We start from the raw sequence: 22,824 nt of genomic DNA, 5'->3' as shown, positions 1-22,824 counted from the left end.
TTCGAAAGTATATTGTTCGAATTCGAACATAGATAATCATTTATATTTATCAAAAGTAATTTTTTGATAGAGATAAACTTAAACAAGGATAGATAATTTCAATCTCGCCTACGGCGCTGCCGACGCGCAGAGATGTCAAACCGCGGAGCAAGGGCAAGCGGATCCAGACCGGCTGGCCCGCTGCATCGAGAATGGAAATAAAGGGAAGTCAGGGTGTCGCCGCCACGCAACGGCATGGGCGATGAGCAGGCTTGCCGCCAGGGCGTTTGACCAGGTCAGCTAGGAGGCGTTGCTGCCTGCCACGAATACATCGATTTTCGCATCGGCAAAGATGCTGCCCATTTCCTCCGGCACCGGCTGGTCGGTAAACAGGGCGTTGACCTTCGATATATCTCCCAGCCGCACCAGCGCCGGCCGGCGGAACTTGGAATGGTCGGCGACCAGGAAAACGGTGCGCGAATGTTCGATGATGGCTTCCGATACCCGCACTTCGCGATAGTCGAAATCGCGCAGGGTGCCGTCGGCTTCGATGCTGGAAATGCCGATGATGCCGAAATCGACCTTGAAGCGGCGGATGAAATCGATGGTTTCTTCGCCGGTGATGCCAAGGTCGCGCGCGCGCACCACGCCGCCGGTGATGATCACCTCGCAACCCGGATAGCCGCTCATGATCGCCGCCACGTTCAGGTTGTTGGTGATGACGCGCAGGTTGCGGCGCCGGCTGAGCGCCTTCGCCACTTCTTCATTGGTGGTGCCGAGATTGATGAACAGCGTAGCCTGGTCGGGAATATGCTCGACCACCAGCGCGGCGATGCGGCGCTTCTCTTCCGAATACAAACCCTGGCGCGCACCGTAAGCGATGTTCTCGGCGCTGGACGGCAGGCCGACGCCGCCGTGATAGCGCTGCAGCAGGTTCATCTCCGCCAGCAGGTTGATGTCGCGGCGGATGGTTTGCTGGGTAATCTGGAAACGCGTAGCCAAGTGCTCCACCGTCACGAAACCGTCGCGCTGCACATAGCTCAACAATTCTTGCTGACGGCCATTCAGCTTTAGCGTGGATATTTCTGGCATGAAACCTGTCCCGTGGGGTTTTTCAAAGATTTTTATTATGATTGGAATTCCCCTGCGCGGGGAAATCCAGCCTGGATTGTAGCGGACTAATCCGCCCCGGCGTCCTGATTTACATGATAACCGGCACAATGGTAACGGTATCATTTTCATTGATGTTAGAATTTCGCCATGGAAAAAGAAAACCTGATGGATGCAATCGTTGCCGACGTCACCGCGCGCCGCAAAGGCGGCCGCAAGACCGGCGGCTTTACCTTGCGCGACGTCGCCAAGCTGGCCGGCGTGGCGCCGATCACCGCTTCGCGCGCATTGAACACGCCGGATGCGGTTTCCGCCAAGGTGCTGCAAAAAGTCCAGGCCGCCGTACAGCAAACCGGCTACGTGCCGAACCTGCTGGCCGGCGCACTGGCGTCGCAGAAAAGCCGCCTGGTGGCGGCCGTGGTGCCGACCCTGTCCGGCCCGATGTTCCTGGAAACCGTCGAGTCGCTGACCGACACCCTGGCCGCGGCCGGCTACCAGGTCATGCTGGGCCAGAGCGGCTATGAAAATTCACGCGAGGATGCCTTGCTGGACGCTATCATCGGCCGCCGTCCCGACGGCATCGTGCTGACCGGCATCAACCGCTCCGCACAGGCACGCCGGCGTTTGCTGGCGAGCGGCATTCCAGTCGTCGAAACCTGGGACCTGACGCCGACGCCGGTCGACATGCTGGTCGGCTTTTCCCATGAAAAAATCGGCATCGCAGTGGCCCAATACCTGCACGCCGCCGGCCGCCGCCGGGTTGCCGCCATCGGCGCCAGCGACGACCGCAGCCGCCGCCGCGTCAACGCTTTTGCGCAGGAAGCGGTGCGGCTCGGCATGGCCCCGGCGCAGGCCGGCAACATTCCTTCCTGTGAAGTCGCCGCTCCCACCACGCTCGGCAACGGCCGCAGCGGACTGGCGCAACTGCTGGCGCGCGCCCCCGATATCGACGCCGTGTTCTGCAGCTCCGACATGCTGGCGCTGGGCGTCATGATCGAGGCGCAAGCCAGCAACATCTCCATCCCGCAGCAGCTGGCGGTGATCGGTCTGGGCGACCTTGCATTTTCACGCGACCTGCAGCCGCCGCTAACCACCGTGCGCATCGACGGCACGGTCATCGGCAGCACCGCCGCGCGCTTCATCATCGCCCGTTCCGAAGGCAAAACTGTTGCAGAACCGGTCTGCGACATCGGCTTCACCATCATAGAGCGCGCCAGCGTTTAAGTTTTTTTACAAAAATAAGCATTGACAGTCAAAAATGGGACCGCTACCATTTGAATTGGTAGCGGTCCCATTTTGCAAAAAACACCGGATTGAAGGCAGCACAGTACATACACTGGAACACGACGCCGACGCGGGCGGCATCAGCCGATTCAACATTCATTCAGCCACAGGCAGCCACACATGACATCATCGAGCACGCAGGTCCCGGGCAGTCCCCTCATCGTCGACATGCGCGTAGTGCCGGTCGCCGGCCGCGACAGCATGCTGCTCAACCTGAGCGGCGCGCACGGCCCCTATTTCACCCGCAACATCGTGATCCTCACCGACAGCGCCGGCAATACCGGCGTCGGCGAAGTGCCGGGCGGCGAACGCATCCGGCAAACGCTGGAAGATGCGCGCCCGCTGCTGCTGGGCAAAGCGATCGGCCACTACCAGGCCATCCTCAACAGCGCCCGCAGCGCATTCAACGAACGCGACGCCGGCGGCCGCGGCTTGCAGACTTTCGACCTGCGCATCGCGATCCATGCCGTGACGGCGCTGGAAGCCGCCCTGCTCGACCTGCTGGGAAAATTCCTCGGCGTGCCGGTGGCGGCCCTGCTAGGCGAAGGCCAGCAGCGCGAGGCGGTAAAGATGCTGGGCTATCTGTTCTACATCGGCGACAGTACCGCCACCGACCTGCCCTACGCCAGCGAGCCGGATGCCGGCGACGACTGGCTGCGGCTGCGCCATCAGCCGGCGCTCGACGCGCAAGCAGTGGTGGCGCTGGCGCAAGCGGCCTATCAGCGTTACGGCTTCAACGATTTCAAGCTGAAGGGCGGCGTGCTGCGCGGCGAAGATGAAATGGAAGCCGTGACGGCGCTGGCGGAACGCTTTCCGGAAGCACGCATCACGCTCGATCCGAACGGCGGCTGGCTGCTCAAGGATGCCATCCGCCTGTGCCGCGACCAGCATGCGGTGCTGGCCTATGCTGAAGACCCCTGCGGCGCCGAGAACGGCTTTTCCGGACGCGAAGTCATGGCCGAATTCCGCCGCGCCACCGGCTTGCAGACCGCGACCAACATGATCGCCACCGACTGGCGCGAATTGGGGCACGCGATCCAGCTGCAATCGGTCGACATTCCGCTGGCCGATCCGCACTTCTGGACCATGCAAGGTTCTGTGCGGGTGGCGCAGATGTGCCATGAATGGGGCCTGACCTGGGGTTCGCATTCCAACAATCACTTCGATATCTCGCTGGCGATGTTCACGCATGTGGCGGCAGCCGCGCCCGGCAACATCACCGCCATCGATACCCATTGGATCTGGCAGGACGGCCAGCGCCTGACCCAAGAGCCCTTGCAGATCGCCGGCGGCATGGTCAAGGTGCCGAAAAAGCCGGGCCTCGGCATCGAGCTCGACCTGGCGCAGCTGGAAGCCGCGCATCAGCTATATCGCAACATGGGACTCGGCGCGCGCGACGATGCCGTCGCCATGCAATACCTGATCCCTGGCTGGAAATTCGACAACAAGAAACCTTGCCTGCTGCGTTAGCGGCGGCAACTGCGGCAGCCGGCGGCGACAATCATTCCGTAACAGCCGCATCATGCAAATCTGTATGCCCATCCATCGCACCACCAGCAATGAGGTAGCAACATGATCCAGCAATTTGATTATCCCGTCCGCGTGATCCGTGCCGAGAACGCCATCGTCGGCGAGTCGCCGGTGTGGTCGCAGCGCGAGCAGGTTTTGTACTGGGTGGATATCCTCAAGCCCGCACTGCACCGCTTTGATCCCGCTTCGGGACAACAGCGCAGCTGGCCGGCTCCTGCCGCCATCGGCTCGGTCAGTCTGGCGAAGAACGGCAAGATCGTCGCCGCCCTGCGCAATGGCTTCCACTGGTTTGATCCGGCCGACGCCAGCTGGACCTTGATCGCGCATCCTGAACCGCTTATTCCGCACAACCGCCTCAACGACGGCAAGACCGGACCGGACGGCGCCTTCTGGGCCGGCACCATGGACGACCGCGCCGACAAGCAAGCCTGCGCCTCGCTGTACCGGCTGGCGCCGGACGGCAGCGTCAGCGCCCACGGCAACGGCCTGGTGGTCTCGAACGGCCTGGCATGGAGTCCTGACGGCCGCACCATGTACCACTCCGATTCGCGCCGCGCGGTGATCTACCGCTATGATTTCGACCTCGCCGGCGGCACCCTCGGTCCGCGCCAGGTGTTCGTGCAGATGCAGCCGGAATGGGGGCGTCCCGACGGCAGCGCAGTCGACGCCGATGGCTGCTACTGGGGTTGCGGCATCACTGCCGGGCGCATCAACAAGTTCTCGCCGCAAGGGCAGCTGCTGGGATACCTGCCGCTGCCGGTGTCGCGTCCCACCATGTGCGCCTTCGGCGGCGCCGACCTGAAAACGCTGTACGTCACTTCGCTCACCGAAAACATGAGCGCCGATGAACTGGCGCGCGAGCCGCTGGCCGGCGCACTGTTCGCAGTGAGCATGCCGGTAGCCGGTACGCCTGTCGCGGAGTTCGGCTGATGGATGCCATCGTTACGGCTTGCGCCTCCAGAATCTAGGCGCAGATGGCCGCCGGCGCAAGCCGGCCGTCTCCCGAGGACCGTCACAGCCCGTATTTTCAACATCAAATGGAGCAACCGTTCCGGAATCACCAAGACGCCACCAAGGCGGTCATTTATAAAAACTAACCGAGACAACACATATGAAACGCATAAAGGGACTGCGCTGGTGGATTATCGCCCTCGTCTGTTTTGGCACCATCCTGAACTACATCTCGCGCAATTCGCTGGGCGTACTGGCGGACACGCTGAAACACGACCTGGCTTTCAGCACCAAGGAATATTCATACGTGGTGGCCGCCTTCCAGGTCGCCTACACCATCATGCAGCCGGTATGCGGCTATATCATCGACTTTCTCGGCCTGAAAGTCGGCTTTGCCTTGTTCGCCGCGGCCTGGTCGGCGGTGGGCATGCTGCACGGCTTCGCCACCGGCTGGATCTCGCTGGCGTTCTTCCGCAGCCTGCTCGGCCTGACCGAAGCGGCGGCGATACCGGCAGGCATCAAGGCGGTGTCGGAATGGTTTCCCAAACAGGAACGTTCGGTGGCGGTGGGCTATTTCAACGCCGGCACTTCCATGGGCGCGGTGATCGCGCCGGTGCTGGTGGCCTGGCTGCTGTACAAGCACAGCTGGCAAGCCGCCTTCATTGTCACCGGCGCAATGGGTTTCATCTTTGCCGGCCTGTGGTTTTTCTTCTACCGCGCCCCTAAGGACCACCCGAGCTTGTCCGATACGGAACGCGCCTACATTCTGTCCGGCCAGGAAAGCATCGCCGAAAGCCAGTCGCATGCCAAGCCATCCGTCAAAGCCATCGTCGGCACCCGCCGCTTCTGGGGGATTGCGATCACCCGTTTCCTGGCCGAACCGGCCTGGCAAACCTTCAATTTCTGGATTCCGCTGTACTTCATGTCCGCGCGCGGCATGAACCTGAAGGAGTTCGCCATCTTCGGCTGGATGCCCTTCTTCGCCGCCGACATGGGCGGCATCCTGGGCGGCTACCTGTCGCCGTTCCTGATGAAGCATTTCAAGTTCCGGCTGGTCCACTCGCGCATCGCCGGCATCGCCACCGGCGCGCTGCTGATGACCAGCGTCGGCTTCGTCGGCTACGTTGAGAGTCCTTATACAGCGATCGCCCTGTTCTGCATCGGCGGCTTCGCTCACCAGATGATTTCCGGCCTGGTCAACACCATGACCGCCGATGTCTTCAACACCCGAGAGGTCGGCACCGCCAACGGCCTGACCGGCATGATCAGCTGGATAGGCGGCCTCTCGTTTTCGCTGCTGATCGGACAGCTAGCCGAATCGGTCGGCTATACCCCGTTGTTTGCGGCCCTGGGCATGTTCGACGTGGTGGGCGTCACCATCCTGTTCCTGCTGTATCGCGGCTACCAGGACAACAGCGCCGCAGCGGCCAGAACCTGAACCAAGCACCTTGGAGATTTGCATGTCGGTTAACCATATTCCTCAATTCCATCTGGCAGAAAAGAACGGCGCGGCGCTGATGCTGAAAAGCACCGATGGCCATGTCGCCCATATCTTCGTGCTGGAGCAAGACATCATCCGCGTCATAGTGCTGCCGGACGCGCAGCTCCATTTTCCGCGCACCTGGGCGATTGCGCCAGGCGCCCGGGAGATCCCGCTGGAGGGACGCGAGCGCCTCTCGCTGGCAGGCTTTTCCCTGCCCGGTTACACCCTCGGGAACCTGCCCGGCGCCTTGCAGATACAAACCGAGAAGATCCGGCTGACGGTGCAGCTGAAAGGCTTGTCCTGCAGCTGGGAAACCCGTCCCGCCGGCGAATGGACGGAAATGGCGCGGGACCGCGGCACGCAAGCCGTCAATTTCGGCTACTGGGACGACAAGGTCTATCACTACCTGAAACGCGACGCCCAGGACGAGATGTACTTCGGCCTCGGCGAACGCAGCGGCGACACCAACCGCCATGGCCGCAGCTTTTCGCTCAAGACCATCGACGCCATGGGCTACAACGCCAGCAGCACCGACGCCCTGTACAAGCACATTCCCTTCTATATCACCTGGAACAAGCGCCAGCATGCCGCCTTCGGCCTGTTCTACGACACCCTGTCCGAAGGCAAGCTCGACATGGGCTGCGAGCTGGATAATTATCACGGCCACTACCGCTACTTCGTCGCCGACCATGGCGACCTGGATTACTACTTCATCGCCGGCGACAGCATGGAGCAGGTGGTGCGGCGCTACACATGGATGACCGGCAAGCCGGCGTTCACGCCAAAATGGGGACTAGGCTATTCCGGTTCCACCATGACATATACCGACGAACCGGACGCACAGGAAAAGATGAATGAATTCCTGGCCGGCTGCGAGCAGCACGACATGCTGTGCGAATCATTCCACCTGTCGTCCGGCTATACCTCTATCGGCAACAAGCGCTATGTCTTCAACTGGAACCGCGAGAAATTTCCCGATCCCAAAGCCTTTGCCGAACACTACCTGCAACATGGCGTGCGCCTGTGCGCCAACATCAAGCCTTGCCTGCTGCAGGATCATCCGCGCTTCAGCGAAGCCGAGAACCTCAACCTGTTCATCAAGAACCAGGACGGCAAGCCGGAAATGGTGCAATTCTGGGACGAAGTCGGCGCCTACCTGGATTTCACCAATCCGGACACCATCGCCTGGTGGAAACGGGCGGTGACCAAGTCCCTGCTCGAATACGGCATCACCAGCACCTGGAACGACAACAACGAATTCCAGGTCCTGAATCCGCAAGCCACCGCCAACGGCTTCGGCGAGCGTTTCAAGGCGGTCGAAGCCAAGGGCCTGCAAACGCTGCTGATGATGGCCGCGTCGCAGCAAGCGCAGACCGAATTCGCGCCGGACAAGCGGCCCTACCTGGTGTCGCGCTCGGGCGCCGCCGGCATGCAGCGCTATGTGCAGACCTGGTCGGGCGACAACTACACTTCGTGGCAGACGCTCAAGTACAACATCAAGATGGGACTGGGCCTGGCCATGTCCGGCATCTCCAACACCGGCCATGACGTCGGCGGTTTCAGCGGCCCGGCGCCGAGTCCGGAGCTGCTGTTGCGCTGGGTCCAGTTCGGCATTTTCATGCCGCGCTTTTCGATCCATTCCTGGAACGACGACAAGACCGTCAACGAGGCCTGGATGTATCCGGAAATCACCGGCGCGATCCGTAACCTGCTCAAGCTGCGCGCCTGCCTGACGCCGTATTTCTACGACCTGCTGTGGCGCTATCACCAGCACTACGAACCGATGATCAGGCCGACGTTCCTGGCTTTTCCTGATGATCCGAAGTGCTTTGCCGAAAACGACGACATGCTGGTCGGCCCCAGCCTGTTGCTGGCCGCGGTGGTCGAGCCAGGCCAGCGCAGCCGCCGCGTCTACCTTCCCGCCGGCGCCGGCTGGTACGACTTCTGGAGCGGCGCCCTTCACCAGGGCGGCCAGGAGATCGTATTGCCGGCGGCGGGCGAACAGCCGCCGCTGCTGGCGCGTGCCGGCAGCGCCATCGCCATCAACGTGGCCGAGCAGCACTTCAACCGGCCCGCGCACCAGCAAGGCTTCATGGTCTTTCCACATCAGCAAGACGGTGCTTTCGAAACAGAATTCTTTGACGATGACGGCGCCAGCAATGCCTACCTGGACGGCACAAGCAGCCTGTGGAAAATCCGCGTGCAAAGCGATGCGGAGACGTTGGACATCGATCTTGAATGCACAGGCGTCCAGCCGGCATCCGAACTGGTCACCCTGCTGCTGCCCCAGCATGAAACACGCCCGGCAGTACTGAGCGCCGCCGCCATCCTGGGCGACGCCATCGTCAATCAACGGCGTGAGATCCAGTTGAAAATCAGGCCGCAATCCGATCCCAAGCTATCCATCAAGCACAAGATCGTCAGCATTCTCAAACGATTCAATAAATAAAACCCAAGGGGGAGACATGAAAAACACAACGCTAAAATTAGTTCTTGCAACGACATCGCTCACCGGCGCTGCCTACACGCAGGCGCAAACCAGCGTCACGATCTACGGCACAGCCGATGCCGCGATCGTGCATTCCAGCAATCAGCGCGGCAATCCAAACACCTATATGAACAGCGGCAACCTGAATGCCAGCAAGCTGGGCTTCAGCGGCAGCGAAGACCTGAGCGGCGGCGGCAAGGCGATTTTCACGCTGGAGCAAGGCTTCAGCATCAACAACGGCGTCCAGAGCGATGCCAGCAAAGCCTTCAACCGCCAGGCCTTTGTCGGCCTGAGCGATGCCCGCTACGGCAGCTTCACCCTCGGCCGCCAGTACACGCCGTACTGGCGCTACGTCGGCGGACTCGGACCGACGGGAGTGCTGACCGGCGCCACCGGCGCCCATCCAGGCGATCTCGACGGCCTCGACACCACCATTCGGATCAACAACTCACTGGTATATTCATCACCGGTGATTGCCGGCTTCCAGGCCGGCGCCTTGTACGGCTTCGGCGAAAACGCCGGCGCCATCAGCGCCGGCAATTCTTTCAGCACAGCGCTGCGCTATGACTACAACGCCCTGAGCGTGGCGCTCGGTTACCTGAAACTGAACAACAACAATCTCAAAGGCTTTGCGCAGTGGGATCCGAACGTCACCTCGGGCAGCTACGCCCAGTCGCCGGTGAATGCCGGCTATGCTTCAGCCAGGTCAGTACAGATGATTGCCGCCGCGGCGCGCTATAACGTGTCGGACAGTCTGATGCTGGGCTTGAATTTTTCCAATGTGCAGATGGCGCCGGGAGCGGCTTCGCTGTTCGCCCATCAGGCCACCTTCAATACCGCCGGCCTGATTTCCACCTACAAGCTGACCAACGCGATCACCCTCGCGGCCGGCTATAGCTATACACGCGAATCGGCAGCAAACGGCATCAGCGATCCAGCGCATTACCAGCAACTGTCGTTCGAGCAGACTTATGATTTTTCCAAGCGGACGGCAATTTATTTTCTGGAAGCCTATCAGAAGGCCAGCGGCCAGACCCTGGGAGCGAACGGGGTGACGCCGGTCAACGCGGTCGCAGTGGTCGGCGATTCGCAAAACGGCTCGCCGTCTTCCAACGGCAAGCAATTTGTCGCAGTGGTCGGGATCCGCCATCAGTTTTAGCTGAAGGCGGGGTCGGGCGGCTGGTCAGGATGACAGCGCCTGGTCCAGCAGTTCTATCCAATGCCTGACGGGCGTCTCGGTGCCGGACTGCAGATGCGTCAGGCAGCCGATATTGGCCGAGACGATCATGTCCGGCCTGCATGCCTGCAGGTTCTCCAGCTTGTTGTCGCGCAGGCGGTACGACAGCTCCGGCTGCAGGACCGAGTAAGTACCAGCCGAGCCGCAGCACAGGTGGCTGTCGGCGCACAGCTGCACATCGACGCCGACGCCGCGCAGCAAGCCTTCCACCTTGCCGCGGATCTGCTGGCCATGCTGCAGGGTGCAGGGCGGATGATAGGCCACGCGCTGAGGAAATTTCCCGCTCAGCTTTTGCTGCAGCTCGATTTCAAACTCGGGCAGGATTTCGCACAAATCCTTGGTCAAGGCCGAGATGGCTTTTGCTTTGACAGCATACTGGGGATCGCCTGCCAGCAGGTGGCCATACTCCTTGACCGTCACGCCACAGCCAGAAGCCGTCATCACGATGGCTTCCACGCCCTGGCCATTGCTGCCGATCACATACGGCCACCAGGCATCGATATTGCGCCGCATGTCGTCCAGGCCGCCGCCCTGGTCGTTGAGGTGGTAGCGGATCGCGCCGCAGCAGCCGGCTTTCGGCGCCACCAGCAGCTGCACTTCCAGCGCATCCAGCACCCGCGCGGTGGCGCTGTTGATGTTGGGCGACATGGCCGGCTGCACGCAACCCTCCAGCAACAGCATCTTGCGCGCATGCTGGCGCTGCGGCCTGGTTCCGGCATCCTGCCTGGCGGGAACCTTGTTCTTCAGCTTGCGCGGCAACAGCGGCCGCAGCAATTGTCCGGCGGCCATGGCCGGCTTGAACAGCCATGGCCGCGGCAGGAATTCTTTCAGCACTGTGCGCGCCAGTTTCTCGCCGGATGGGCGGCCGACCTGGCGCTCCACTACCTTGCGGCCGATATCGAGCAAGCGCCCATATTCCACGCCGGATGGGCAAGTCGATTCGCAATTGCGGCAGGTAAGGCAGCGGTCCAGGTGCAATTGCGTCTTGACGCTGGCCGGCTTCCCTTCCAGTACTTGCTTGATCAGGTAGATGCGTCCGCGCGGCCCGTCCAGCTCGTCGCCCAGCAGCTGGTAAGTAGGACAGGTAGCGGTGCAGAATCCGCAATGCACGCAGGCGCGTAAGATGGCGTCGGCTTCCTTGCCGTCGCGCGTGTTCTTGATGAAATCGGCTAGATTGGTTTGCATGGATGCGTATTTTTCTGGTGCTAGAAATCCGGATACATACGGCCGCGATTGAAAATGCCCGCAGGATCAACACCGGCCTTCAAATGACGATGGATTTGCGCGACGGCAGGCGCCAGCGGCTGGAACACGCCAATGCTTTTATCGCCGCCTCGGAACAAGGTGGCGTGACCGCCGGCGGCGCTCGCCGCTACCCGGATTGTGCTGGCATCCATGGCCGCATTTTCATCGGCCAGCAGCCAGCGCTGCGCCCCGCCCCATTCGACCAGGGTCTCTCCTGCCAGCCCCAGCGGCTCCGCAACCGAGGGCAGCGACAAGCGCCACAACGCCTTGCCGGCAGCAATGCCGGAAAAGAAGGAATGGGTTTGTTCGCGCAGCGCCTGCCAGAATTGTTCGGCATCCGGTACGGCTTCGCCACCCAGCTTGTGTTCCGCCGCACGTACCGCTGCCTCCGCCCCAGCCAGCCTTATCGTCAGCATGCCATCGTGCCAGCAACTGCCGGAAAGCGGCAATGGCTGGCCGCCCCATTGGTTCAGGCTGCGGATCGCCTCGGCCTGGTTCATCGCAAAACGCCGGCTGCCGACGGCAACCGGGCGCGGCAGCACCTTGACCGACGCCTCCAATATCAAGCCCAGCGTGCCAAGCGAGCCCGCCAGCAAACGCGACACATCGTATCCCGCCACATTCTTCATGACCTGGCCGCCGAAGTGCAGCACCTCGCCCTTGCCATCCATCAGCACGGTGCCCAGGACAAAATCGCGCAAGGCGCCGACGGCCTGCCGCGACGGTCCCGACAGGCCGCCGGCGACCATCCCGCCCAAGGTAGCGCCGCTGCCGAAATGGGGAGGTTCGAAAGCCAGCATTTGCTGGTGCCGCGCCAGCAGTGCTTCAATTTCCGCCAGCGGCGTGCCGCAGCGGGCGGTGATCACCAGCTCGGTCGGCTCGTAGTCGATCACGCCGCTGTAGCCGCGCGTATCCAGCAGTTCGCCCTGCACTTCCTGGCCGTACCAGCGCTTGCTGCCGCTGCCGCGAATCTCCAGCGCGCGATGCTCTGCCGCCGCGCCGAGGATCTGCGCCCTTGCCTGCTCTTTGAAATCTTGTGGGTCCATGTTTAGCGTCGTGTCAGGTCTCAAAACCGGGGTAGATCGGGAAACTTCATGACGCCGCGCTGTATGTGCATCTTTCCGTACTCGGCGCAGCGCTGCAAAGTCGGAATCGCCTTGTCCGGATTCAGCAGGAATGCGGTGTCGAAGGCGCGCTTGACGCTGAAGAAGGCCTCGCGCTCCAGCGGCGAAAACTGCACGCACATCGAATTGATCTTTTCGATGCCGACGCCATGCTCGCCGGTGATGGTGCCGCCGACCGCCACGCACAGTTCCAGGATTTCAGCGCCGAACTCTTCGGCGCGATGGAATTCACCGGGAACATTGGCGTCGAACAGGATCAGCGGATGCAGATTACCGTCGCCGGCATGAAACACATTGGCGCAACGCAAGCCGTACTTGCTTTCCATCTGCGCTATGCCGAGCAGCACCTGCGCCAGGTTCTTGCGCGGGATGGTGCCGTCCATGCAGTAGTAGTCTGGCGAAATGCGGCCGGCGGCCGGGAAGGCATTCTTGCGGCCCGACCAGAAGCGCAGGCGCTCTGCTTCCGAAGTCGAGACTTCGATGCGGGTGGCGCCGCTGGCGCTCAGCACCGCGCTCATGCGCTCGATTTCTTCTTCCACTTCCTCGGTGGTGCCGTCCGATTCGCACAGCAGGATGGCGGCGGCATCGGTGTCGTAGCCTGCCTTGACGAAGGGCTCCACCATGCGCGAGCTGGTGCGGTCCATCATTTCCAGCCCGGCCGGGATGATGCCGGCGGCGATCACGTTGGCGACCGCATTGCCGCTGGTAACCACATCGTCGAAGGAGGCCATGATGACGCGCGCGGCCTGCGGCTTCGGGATCAGCTTGACCGTGACCTCGGTCACCACGCCAAGCATGCCTTCCGAGCCGATGAAGACCGCCAGCAGATCAAGGCCAGGCGCATCCAGCGCACCGCCGCCGAGTTCGACGATCTCGCCGTCGATGGTCACCATCCGCACCCGCAATACGTTATGCACCGTCAGGCCGTATTTGAGGCAATGGACGCCGCCGGAATTTTCGGCAACGTTGCCGCCTATGGTGCAGGCGATCTGCGAAGACGGATCCGGTGCGTAATACAAGTTGTGCGGCGCCGCCGCCTCGGAAATCGCCAGGTTGCGCACCCCGGGCTGCACCACCGCCGTCCGCGCATAGGGATCGAGCTTGACGATGCGGGTGAATTTGGCGGTGGACAGCACCACGCCGTCAGCGATCGGCAAGGCGCCGCCGGACAGGCCGGTACCGGCGCCGCGCGGCACGATGGGGACTTTCAAGTCGCGGCAGGTCTTGAGTATGGCCACCACCTGCGCCTCGCTTTCCGGCAAGGCCACCACCATCGGACTCTGGCGGTAAGCCGCCAGGCCATCGCATTCGTAGGGGCGGGTATCTTCGTCGCTGAACAGCAAGGCATGCGCCGGCAACAATGCGCGCAGCGCTGCCACCACTTGCTGCTGGCGGGCTGGGTTAAAGGTCGATTCAGCGGCGCCTGTGACTGGCGCCGTGGCTGGCACTGGGTCTGAAAACGTCATGCTGGCTTTCCGGCTGTGGTTCGGAGATTAACAAGTGTTTCACCGAGTATAAGGCCATTGCCGGGCCGGCAAAATGCTTTCCTGCCAATTCCTGCTGAAAAGCTTGCACGCCGGCGATGAAATGTTTTCAGGTCGGGTCGGGCCGCGCAGGTCGGGCCGGGCCGCGTAGGCCGCACAGGCCGGCCGACTTCCTCAGATGCTGCTGAAGGTGGCTTTCATCCAATCGATGAAGGTGATCACTTCCGGCCGCTCCTGCGGCTTTTGCTGGTACACCAGATAGTAGGCATGCGGCGGCGAGGTCAGGCTGATATCGAACAGCTGCACCAGCTTGCCTTGCTCGATCAGCTCGCGCGCAAAATGCTTGCGGGTCAAGCCGACGCCATGGCCGTGCCGCACCAGTTCCAGCAGCAAGCCCAGGTCGTCGGCGCGCAAACCCGAGGAAGGTTCAGGCCAGTCAAGGCCGGCCGCCTGGAACCAGGGTTGCCACGGCTCCAGCGCCGAACGCAGCAGGCTCGCCTTGCGCAGGTCGGCCGGCTTGTTGAGCGGGCCGATTTTCTTCAGGTATTCCGGGCTGGCGACGGCAAAGGTAGGCTCCTCGAACAGCTTCTCGGTAGTAGTGTTGGGATACTTGCCGGCGCCGAAACGGACTTCCAGGTCGCTCTCGGTCAGGCTCAGGTCGTACAGCGGCACCGACAGGAATATTTCCACCACGATCTCGGGATGCCGGCTGACAAAATCCTGCAGATGCGGGATCAGCAATTGCCGCGCAAACGTCGGCGGCGCGGTGATCTTGACGCGCGGCTGCACCTGGGCGTGGCGCTGCGGCAGCGGGAATTCGGTCAAGGTGCGCAAGGCGCTGCGCACCACTTCCAGGTAGCGGTGGCCGAACTCCGACAGGGCCACGGTACGGCCTTCGCGCGAGAACAGGCGCTCGCCGACAAAATCTTCCAGCAGGCGGATGCGGTGCGACAGCGCCGACGGCGTGATGCACAGCTCTTCCGCCGCCATGGCGAAGGAATGGTGGCGCGCCGCGGCTTCAAATGCGGACAAGGCATGCACCGGCGGCAGGCGATTGACCAGGGGGGCTTTATTCGACATGGCTGACTTATTAAGAATTTTATTAAACACGATAAAACCGGAAACCGATTTTTTCGTCGCGTTCAACATGCTTAGCTAACTGGGGTCGGAGTGAACTTTCTGCGCGCCTTTTGCAGAAAATTCACTCTGACCCCACTTAGCGGACTACGGAGTACATGCTGCGCCGCTGAAAAAATCACGTAGCACGTTCTGTCTTTCTCCGCATCCGTCATGTGGGGTCAGAGTCGACTTTCGCGATAAAGCGCCGCGAAAGTCGACTCCGACCCCAGATGACTCTGTCCATGAATGGTTGCGCAATTCACCACCGGATGATCTTGCCGGGATTCATGATGTTGCGAGGATCAAAAGCATGCTTCAACGCGCGCATGGTGGCAATCGCTTCGACGCCATGTTCTTCGATCAGGAAATTCATCTTGTGCAGGCCGACGCCATGCTCGCCGGTGCAGGTGCCGTCCATGGCGATGGCGCGGCTGACCATGCGCGCATTGACGCCTTCGGCGCGTGCGATGTCGGCGGCATTGCCAGGGTCGACCAGCATCTGCGTATGAAAATTGCCGTCGCCGACATGGCCGATGATCGAATACACCAGGCCATTGGCTTCGCAGTCGGCCTTGGTGTCGAGTATGCATTCCGCCAGGCGAGAGATCGGCACGCAGCAATCGGTGGAAATCGCCCGGCTGCCTGGACGCAGCTGCAGCAAGGCAAAATAGGCGTTGTGGCGCGCGGCCCACAGACGTGAACGGTCTTCCGGCCGCGTCGCCCATTCGAAGCCGGTGGCATGATGGTCGGCCACCAGCGCCTGCACTACTTCGGCCTGTTCCTTGACGCCGTTCTCGCTGCCATGGAATTCAAACAGCAGCAGCGGCTGCTCCGGCAACGCCAGTTTCGCGTGCGCGTTGATGGCGCGCACGCCGTTTTCATCCAGCAGCTCGACCCGCGCGACCGGCACGCCCAGTTGTATGGTCTGGATCACGGCATTGACGGCGTCGGCGATATTTTCAAACGAACATACCGCGGCGGAAATCGCTTCCGGCTGCGGATAGAGCTTGACCGTGATTTCGGTGATCACGCCAAGCGTGCCTTCGCTGCCGACAAAAATCCTGGTGAGATCGTAGCCGGCCGCCGATTTCCTGGCGCGGGTGCCGGTCTTGATGATGCGGCCGTCGGCCGTCACCACGGTCAGGGCCAGCGTATTCTCGCGCATGCTGCCGTAGCGCACCGCATTGGTGCCGGAGGCGCGGGTGGCCGCCATGCCGCCGATCGACGCATCGGCGCCGGGGTCGATCGGGAAAAACAGGCCGCTATCCTTGATCTCATGATTCAGCTGCTTGCGGGTGACGCCGGCCTGCACCGTCGCCGTCAGATCTTCGGCATGGATCGCCAGCAAGCGGTTCATGCGCGACAGATCGACCGAAATCCCGCCTTGCAGCGCCAGCACATGGCCCTCCAGCGAGGTGCCGCTGCCGAAAGGGATCAGCGGTATCTGGTGTTCATTGCACAGCTTGACCAGCGCCGCGACTTCTTCGGTGCTTTCAGCGAAGACAACGGCGTCAGGCGGCATCGGATCGTAAGAGGATTCATCGCGGCCATGCTGTTCGCGCATCGCCTGGGTAGTCGAGAAACGCTCGCCAAACAAGGTTTTGAGAGACGCCAGCAGGATTTCCGGCAGCGCTTTCTTCAATGCCGCGAGATCGGTGATGTGATTCATGGGAAGCTCTCCTTTTCCCTGGATTTTACTCTGCGGCAGGCAGTCGTGCCGATACGTAGCGCTATGCGCTGGTGTACAGTAGCAGCATCGCCATTCCACCTTGAGCATATTCAATCCCATGGGCAACCGACTTTCCAAGATCGCCACGCGCACCGGCGACAAAGGCAGCACCGGCCTCGGCGACGGCAGCCGGGTCGACAAAGACAGCCTGCGCATACAAGCCATCGGCGACGTCGACGAACTGAACTCGCAGCTCGGCTTGTTGCTATGCGATCCATTGGATCCGGCGCTGCGCGAGGTCTTGCTGTCGATACAGCACGACCTGTTCGACCTAGGCGGCGAACTGTGCATTCCCGGTTACACGCTGGTCAGCGATGCCCAGGTAGCGCGGCTTGACGAACTGCTGGAAAAATACAATGCCGGCCTGCCGCCCTTGAAGGATTTCATCCTGCCCGGCGGCAGCCACGCCGCGGCACTGGCGCACGTTTGCCGCACGGTGTGCCGGCGCGCCGAACGCAGTATCGTCAGCCTGGGCAAGAGCGAGGCGGTCAGCGAGCCGGTGCGGCAGTATGTGAACCGCCTGTCGGACCTGCTGTTCGTACTGTCGCGGGTGCTCAACCGCATGGATGGCGGCAGCGACGTGCTGTGGCAGAAGGACCGAGTGCGCGACACATGAAAAAGGGGCGCGGCGCTTTCGGCGCCACGCCCTTTTTTCGGTAAAGCTGCAATCTTACTTGCTGCGCTTGTCGTGCTCGATCAAGGCATACGCCGAGTGGTTGTGGATGGATTCGAAGTTCTCCGCTTCCAGCACATAGGCCAGCACGCGCGGCTCCTGGTTCAGGGCTACCGCCACGTCGCGCACCAGGTCTTCGACAAATTTCGGATTCTCGTAGGCGCGCTCGGTCACGTATTTTTCATCCGGACGCTTGAGCAGGCCGAACAGTTCGCAGGAAGCCTGGGCTTCGATGCGGGCGATCAACTCATCCACCTGGAGCTCGCCGTCCAGCACCGCATTGACGGTGATGTGCGAGCGCTGGTTATGCGCGCCGTAGGCTGAAATCTGCTTCGAGCATGGGCACAGGCTGGTCACCGGCACCATGACTTTCAGGGTGATTTCCAGTTCGCCGCGATTGATCTCGCCGGTCAGGCCGACCTCATAATCCATCAGGCTCTGGACGCCGGAAACCGGCGCGGTCTTGTTGATGAAATAGGGGAAGCTCAGTTCGATGCGGCCGCGCTCGGCGTCCAGCAGGGTCACCATCTTGCGCATCAGCGCGCCGAAGGAAGCCACATCCAGCGGCCCATCCAGGCCTTCCAGCAAGGCGATGAAACGCGACATGTGGGTGCCCTTCTGCTGTTCCGGCAGGTGCACATACATATTCCAGCTGCCGACCGTGGCTTGCGCCGTCGCCGCGGTACGCACGGTCAGCGGATAACGCACGCCTTTGACGCCGACGCGCTGGATCGCCAGGCGGCGAGTGTCGACGCTGCTTTGCACGTCTGGAATAGTCAGGTTGTTGTCACGGGTATTCATAGCTGCTTACCTTTGAATGAACGAATGAACGTAGAGCGGGCACAGCGTGCCCGCGCGGATGCGGACTGCGCGGCCCTTGCGCGGGCATGGCATGCCCGCCCTGCTCTGTTAGTTTTGATTGACGACCAGGCGCGGCTGATCCTTGCCAAAGCGCTGGCGTATCGAAGCGGCGATGCCTTCGGCATTCAGGCCGCACTGCGCCAGCAGCTGGGTGGCGTCGCCATGATCGATAAATCGGTCCGGCAAGCCCAGATTCAGGAGCGGCTTGACGCATCCTGCAGCAGCCAGCGCCTCCGCCACCGCGGCGCCGGCGCCGCCCATGATGCAGCCCTCTTCCACCGTGACCAGCGCGTCGTGGGTATTGGCCAATTCCAGCACCAGCTCCACGTCCAGCGGCTTGATGAAGCGCATGTTGACCACCGTGGCGTCCAGCAATTCGCCGGCGGCGACGCTAGGCGCCAGCAATGAGCCGAAGGCCAGGATCGCGACATTATGGCCTTTGCGCTTGATCTCGCCTTTACCCAGCGGCAGAACCGTCAGCGCCGGATCGATAGCAGCACCGGTGCCGGCGCCACGCGGATAGCGCACCGCGGCCGGACCGTTGTATTGATAAGCGGTGGTCAGCATCTGGCGGCATTCGTTTTCGTCGGAGGCCGCCATCACCACCATGTTCGGAATGCAGCGCAGGTAGGCCATATCGTAGTTGCCGGCGTGCGTGGCGCCATCGGCGCCGACCAGGCCGGAGCGGTCCAGCGCGAAAGTGACGTCGAGGTTTTGCAGGGCGACGTCATGGATCAGCTGGTCGTAGGCGCGCTGCAGGAAAGTCGAATAGATCGCCACCACCGGCTTCAAGCCTTCGCACGCCATGCCGGCGGCGAAAGTGACGGCATGCTGCTCGGCGATGCCGACGTCATAGAAGCGCTGCGGAAAGCGCTTGGCGAAGGTATCCAGGCCAGAGCCGCCTGACATCGCCGGCGTGATGCCGATCAGCTTGTCGTCTTGCGCCGCGGTGTCGCACAGCCAGTCGCCGAACACCTGGGTGTAGGTCATCTTGCTGACCGCAGCCGGCTTGATGCCTTCGGCCGGATTGAACTTGCCCGGGCCGTGGTACAGCACCGGATCGGCTTCCGCCAGCTTGTAACCCTGGCCCTTCTTGGTCACTACGTGCAGGAACTGCGGACCCTTCAGGTTCTTCAGGTTCTGCAAGGTCGGGATCAGCGATTCCAGGTCATGGCCGTCGATCGGGCCTATATAGTTGAAACCGAATTCCTCGAACATGGTGGCCGGCACCACCATGCCCTTGGCATGTTCTTCAAAGCGCTTGGCCAGCTGCCGCATCGGCGCCGGCAGGATCGACTTGCCGACATTCTTGGCCTGGGCATAGAACTGGCCCGACATCAGGCGCGCCAGGTAGCGATTCAAGGCGCCTACCGGCGGCGAGATCGACATGTCGTTGTCGTTGAGGATCACCAGCATGTTGATGTCGTCGTACACGCCGGCGTTGTTCATGGCCTCGAACACCATGCCGGCGGTCATGGCGCCGTCGCCGATCACGGCAATCGCGTGGCGCTCGGTCTCGCCCTTGGTCTTGGCGGCCAGCGCCATGCCCAGCGCGGCGGAAATCGACGTCGAGGAATGCGCGGTGCCGAAGGTGTCGTACTCGCTTTCGCAGCGGCGCGGGAAACCCGAGATGCCGTTCAGCTGGCGCAGCGTGTTCATGCGCTCGCGCCGGCCGGTGAGGATCTTGTGCGGATAGGTTTGATGGCCGACGTCCCACACCACGCGGTCCTCTGGCGTATTGAAGACATAATGCAAGGCAATCGTCAATTCCACCGTGCCCAGGTTGGACGACAGATGGCCGCCTGTCTGCGACACCGATTCGATGACAAATTCGCGCAGCTCGTCAGCCAGCGGTTTGAGTTGCGCCCGCGACAACTTGCGCAGGTCTGCCGGGCTGTCGATTGTGTTGAGTATTTCCATATGCCCTGAACCCTAAGCTTTCCGTTGCACGATCAAATCCGCCAGCTCGCGCAGGCGACGTGCCTTATTCCCAAACATCGCAAGCGCCCGGTGGGCATCGTTGCGTAATTTTTCTGCCAGCGCCTGCGATTCCGGCAAACCCAGAATCGAGACGTAGGTCGGCTTGTTGTCGGCGGCGTCCTTTCCCGCTGTCTTGCCCAGCGTGGCGGAATCGGCGGTGGCGTCGAGGATATCGTCGACCACCTGGAACGCCAGCCCGATCGCCGTCCCGTACGCTTCCAGCGCATCGATCTCGTCCTGCGCCAGGGCTTTGCCGCCCCATGCGCCCAGCAACACCGAAGCGCGCAGCAAGGCGCCGGTCTTCAGCTTATGCATCTGTTCCAGCTCGGCCAGCGACAGGCTCAGGCCGACGCTGGCCAGGTCGATGGCCTGGCCGCCGCACATGCCGAGCGAACCGGAAGCCTGGGCCAGCAAACGCAGCATGACAATCTGCCGCGCCGCATCGAAGCCAGCGGCATCGGTCTCGGCCAGCACCACGAAAGCCTGCGCCTGCAAGGCGTCGCCGACCAGCAAGGCGGTGGCTTCATCATACTGCACGTGCACGGTAGGCTTGCCGCGGCGCAAGGCGTCGTCGTCCATGCAGGGCATGTCGTCGTGCACCAGCGAATAGGCGTGGATCATTTCGACTGCCGCCGCCGCCCGCTGCACAACCGGCACCGGCGCGGAAAATAGTTCTCCGGCAGCAAATGCCAGCAAGGGCCGCACCCGCTTGCCGCCGTCCAGCACCGCGTAGCGCATGGCCTGATGCAGCCTGGCCGGTATAAGATTTTCTGACGGCAGGAATTTACCAAGCGCAGCCTCCATCTCGGACTGCACCTGGCGCATCCATTCGCCGAACGACTGTTCTGCAGCTGGCGTCGCGGCTGCTAACTGAGCGGCTGCCGTCATTCGCCGGCTCCGCTGTGATCGTTCAAGGCTTCGCCGGCGAAGGGCTTGAGCATATCGCCTTCCAGCACCTTGACCTGGCTATCGACCTTTTCCAGTTGCGCGGCGCAAAATTTGACCAGCTCGGATCCTCGCTTATAGGCGGCAACCGATGCTTCCAGCGGCAATTCGCCGGCTTCCATTTGGGCTACCAGTTGCTCCAGTTCGGCCATGGCTTGTTCAAACGAGGCCGGGCTGCTGGCGGAAATCGGATTCTTTGGCATAGTAGGTGTAATGTGATTAGACCGCTATTTTAGAGCAAACCTCTGTAAGCCGTTGAATTTAGACAGCAGTTTTGAAGCTTTGGCTCGATAAAATGCTTGAAACGACGCCAAATCCGGCATTTTTGTGGGATAATCCTTGGTTCTGTCCAAAATTTCCGTTTCATATTATTTGAACACAGGTTTTTGCGGATTCTTTCTCTCTTAGGTTGATACAACACATTTGGGGGTGGAGGGATGTCCGATCTGGCTTCTATTACCAAGCTCGCGCGCTCCGATGCGCAACTTCCGGTCAACGTCTACTTTGACGAAGCGCTGTTAAAGCGCGAAATCCAGCAACTCTTTCAGAATGGCCCGCGCTACGTCGGCCATGAGCTGATGGTGCCCAACGTCGGCGATTACGCCACGCTGGCTTCTGAAAACGAGGGCCGCATGCTGGTGCGCAATCCGCAGGGCGTCGAGCTCATTTCCAACGTCTGCCGCCATCGCCAGGCGAAGATGTTCGACGGCCGCGGCAATGCCCGCAATATCGTCTGTCCGCTGCACCGCTGGACTTACGATCTCAAGGGCGAACTGATAGGCGCGCCGCATTTCGGCGAGACGCCTTGCATGAACCTGTCCAAGACGCCTTTGCAAAACTGGAACGGCCTGCTGTTCGAGCAGAATGCTTTCCACGTGGGCGAAAAGCTGGCGCAGCTGGGCGTGGCCAAGGATCTCGATTTCAGCGGCTACCTGTTCGATCACGTCGAAGTGCACGAATGCGACTACAACTGGAAAACCTTCATCGAGGTTTACCTGGAGGATTACCACGTCGAGCCCTTCCATCCCGGCCTCGGCAGCTTTGTCAGCTGCGACGACCTGGAATGGCAATTTGGCAAGGATTACAGCGTACAGACCGTGGGCGTCAACCACGGCCTGGCGAAATCCGGTTCGCCGGCCTACAAGAAGTGGCAGGAACAGGTCCTCAAGTTCAACAACGGCCAGGCGCCCAAGTTCGGCGCGATCTGGCTGACGCTGTACCCGAACATCATGGTGGAGTGGTATCCGCATGTGCTGGTGGTGTCGACGCTGTGGCCGCGCGGCCCGCAGAAGACCACCAACGTGGTGGAATTCTACTATCCGGAAGAAATCGCCCTGTTTGAGCGCGAAATGGTCGAAGCGGAACGCGCCGCCTATATGGAAACCTGCGTCGAGGACGATGAAATCGCCCTGCGCATGGATGCCGGCCGGCGCATCCTGATGGAGCGCGGCGTCAGCGAAGTCGGACCTTACCAGTCGCCGATGGAGGATGGCATGCAGCATTTCCATGAGTGGTACCGCAGCCAGGCCGGTCTGGCCTAGGTCCCGCCAAATCCTATCCGGGCCGGAGCCGGTTCGCTGCTGGCAGCGGATCAGCTCCGGC

Annotated in this window: 18 protein-coding genes; 8 read left to right on the top strand and 10 right to left on the bottom strand. The window is 61.7% G+C overall.

Annotated features, from left to right (window positions below):
* Window positions 1–279: 279 nt before the first annotated feature.
* Window positions 280–1,071: a DeoR/GlpR family DNA-binding transcription regulator gene (locus KHU30_RS22250; RefSeq protein ID WP_211444799.1), complete on the bottom strand. Its 792-nt coding sequence runs from the start codon at window positions 1,069–1,071 to the stop codon at window positions 280–282.
* A 168-nt stretch (window positions 1,072–1,239) separates the two neighbouring features.
* Between KHU30_RS22250 and KHU30_RS22245 the strand changes: the two genes are divergently transcribed.
* The 6 genes from KHU30_RS22245 (at window position 1,240) to KHU30_RS22220 (ending at window position 9,984) form a co-directional block, all read left to right on the top strand.
* Entirely contained in the window at window positions 1,240–2,313 is a 1,074-nt protein-coding gene (locus KHU30_RS22245) for a LacI family DNA-binding transcriptional regulator (RefSeq protein ID WP_211444798.1), read from the top strand.
* 180 nt (window positions 2,314–2,493) lie between these two features.
* Complete coding sequence (gudD, locus tag KHU30_RS22240) at window positions 2,494–3,843, top strand: glucarate dehydratase (RefSeq protein ID WP_211444797.1); 1,350 nt, start codon at window positions 2,494–2,496, stop codon at window positions 3,841–3,843.
* 102 nt (window positions 3,844–3,945) lie between these two features.
* Complete coding sequence (locus KHU30_RS22235) at window positions 3,946–4,833, top strand: SMP-30/gluconolactonase/LRE family protein (RefSeq protein WP_211444796.1); 888 nt, start codon at window positions 3,946–3,948, stop codon at window positions 4,831–4,833.
* 181 nt (window positions 4,834–5,014) lie between these two features.
* The gene (locus KHU30_RS22230; RefSeq protein ID WP_211444795.1) at window positions 5,015–6,292 is read left to right on the top strand and encodes an MFS transporter; all 1,278 of its coding nucleotides are present in this window, start codon (window positions 5,015–5,017) and stop codon (window positions 6,290–6,292) included.
* 22 nt (window positions 6,293–6,314) lie between these two features.
* Window positions 6,315–8,786, top strand: a complete 2,472-nt coding sequence (locus tag KHU30_RS22225; protein WP_211444794.1) for a glycoside hydrolase family 31 protein — start codon at window positions 6,315–6,317, stop codon at window positions 8,784–8,786.
* A gap of 16 nt (window positions 8,787–8,802) precedes the next feature.
* On the top strand, window positions 8,803–9,984 hold the full coding sequence (locus tag KHU30_RS22220; protein ID WP_211444793.1) for a porin: 1,182 nt from the start codon (window positions 8,803–8,805) through the stop codon (window positions 9,982–9,984).
* Window positions 9,985–10,008: 24 nt separating this feature from the next.
* Here the strand turns inward: KHU30_RS22220 and glcF are convergent, their stop codons facing one another.
* The 5 genes from glcF to KHU30_RS22195 form a co-directional block, all read right to left on the bottom strand.
* The gene (gene glcF / locus KHU30_RS22215) at window positions 10,009–11,247 is read right to left on the bottom strand and encodes a glycolate oxidase subunit GlcF (protein ID WP_211444792.1); all 1,239 of its coding nucleotides are present in this window, start codon (window positions 11,245–11,247) and stop codon (window positions 10,009–10,011) included.
* Window positions 11,248–11,267: 20 nt separating this feature from the next.
* The gene (gene glcE, locus KHU30_RS22210; protein ID WP_211444791.1) at window positions 11,268–12,353 is read right to left on the bottom strand and encodes a glycolate oxidase subunit GlcE; all 1,086 of its coding nucleotides are present in this window, start codon (window positions 12,351–12,353) and stop codon (window positions 11,268–11,270) included.
* A gap of 20 nt (window positions 12,354–12,373) precedes the next feature.
* Complete coding sequence (locus KHU30_RS22205) at window positions 12,374–13,897, bottom strand: FAD-linked oxidase C-terminal domain-containing protein (RefSeq protein ID WP_211444790.1); 1,524 nt, start codon at window positions 13,895–13,897, stop codon at window positions 12,374–12,376.
* Between the two features lie 192 nt (window positions 13,898–14,089).
* Window positions 14,090–14,977, bottom strand: coding sequence for a LysR substrate-binding domain-containing protein (locus tag KHU30_RS22200; RefSeq protein ID WP_211444890.1), 888 nt, complete (start codon window positions 14,975–14,977; stop codon window positions 14,090–14,092).
* Window positions 14,978–15,293: 316 nt separating this feature from the next.
* Window positions 15,294–16,703, bottom strand: coding sequence for an FAD-binding oxidoreductase (locus KHU30_RS22195; RefSeq protein ID WP_211444789.1), 1,410 nt, complete (start codon window positions 16,701–16,703; stop codon window positions 15,294–15,296).
* 118 nt (window positions 16,704–16,821) lie between these two features.
* Here KHU30_RS22195 and KHU30_RS22190 point away from each other — a divergent pair, with 118 nt between their 5' ends.
* Window positions 16,822–17,379 (top strand): cob(I)yrinic acid a,c-diamide adenosyltransferase, encoded by a 558-nt coding sequence (locus KHU30_RS22190; protein WP_211444788.1) that lies wholly within the window; start codon window positions 16,822–16,824, stop codon window positions 17,377–17,379.
* Window positions 17,380–17,433: 54 nt separating this feature from the next.
* Here KHU30_RS22190 and folE2 read toward each other — a convergent pair whose 3' ends face one another.
* From folE2 to KHU30_RS22170, 4 genes are all read right to left on the bottom strand, one after another.
* A complete protein-coding gene (folE2, locus tag KHU30_RS22185; RefSeq protein WP_211444787.1) occupies window positions 17,434–18,237 on the bottom strand; it encodes a GTP cyclohydrolase FolE2 in 804 nt (267 codons plus the stop codon).
* 108 nt (window positions 18,238–18,345) lie between these two features.
* Window positions 18,346–20,217, bottom strand: a complete 1,872-nt coding sequence (gene dxs / locus KHU30_RS22180; RefSeq protein WP_211444786.1) for a 1-deoxy-D-xylulose-5-phosphate synthase — start codon at window positions 20,215–20,217, stop codon at window positions 18,346–18,348.
* 12 nt (window positions 20,218–20,229) lie between these two features.
* Complete coding sequence (locus KHU30_RS22175; RefSeq protein ID WP_211444785.1) at window positions 20,230–21,165, bottom strand: polyprenyl synthetase family protein; 936 nt, start codon at window positions 21,163–21,165, stop codon at window positions 20,230–20,232.
* Complete coding sequence (locus KHU30_RS22170) at window positions 21,162–21,425, bottom strand: exodeoxyribonuclease VII small subunit (protein WP_211444784.1); 264 nt, start codon at window positions 21,423–21,425, stop codon at window positions 21,162–21,164. Before KHU30_RS22170 ends, KHU30_RS22175 begins: the two co-directional genes overlap by 4 nt.
* Before the next feature lie 234 nt (window positions 21,426–21,659).
* Here KHU30_RS22170 and KHU30_RS22165 point away from each other — a divergent pair, with 234 nt between their 5' ends.
* Window positions 21,660–22,763: an aromatic ring-hydroxylating oxygenase subunit alpha gene (locus KHU30_RS22165; RefSeq protein WP_211444783.1), complete on the top strand. Its 1,104-nt coding sequence runs from the start codon at window positions 21,660–21,662 to the stop codon at window positions 22,761–22,763.
* The last annotated feature ends 61 nt before the right edge of the window (window positions 22,764–22,824 follow it).

Source organism: Collimonas humicola (assembly GCF_018304945.1).
Taxonomy (GTDB): Bacteria; Pseudomonadota; Gammaproteobacteria; order Burkholderiales; family Burkholderiaceae_D; genus Collimonas; species Collimonas humicola.
This window is presented reverse-complemented; position numbering and strand designations above follow the sequence as displayed.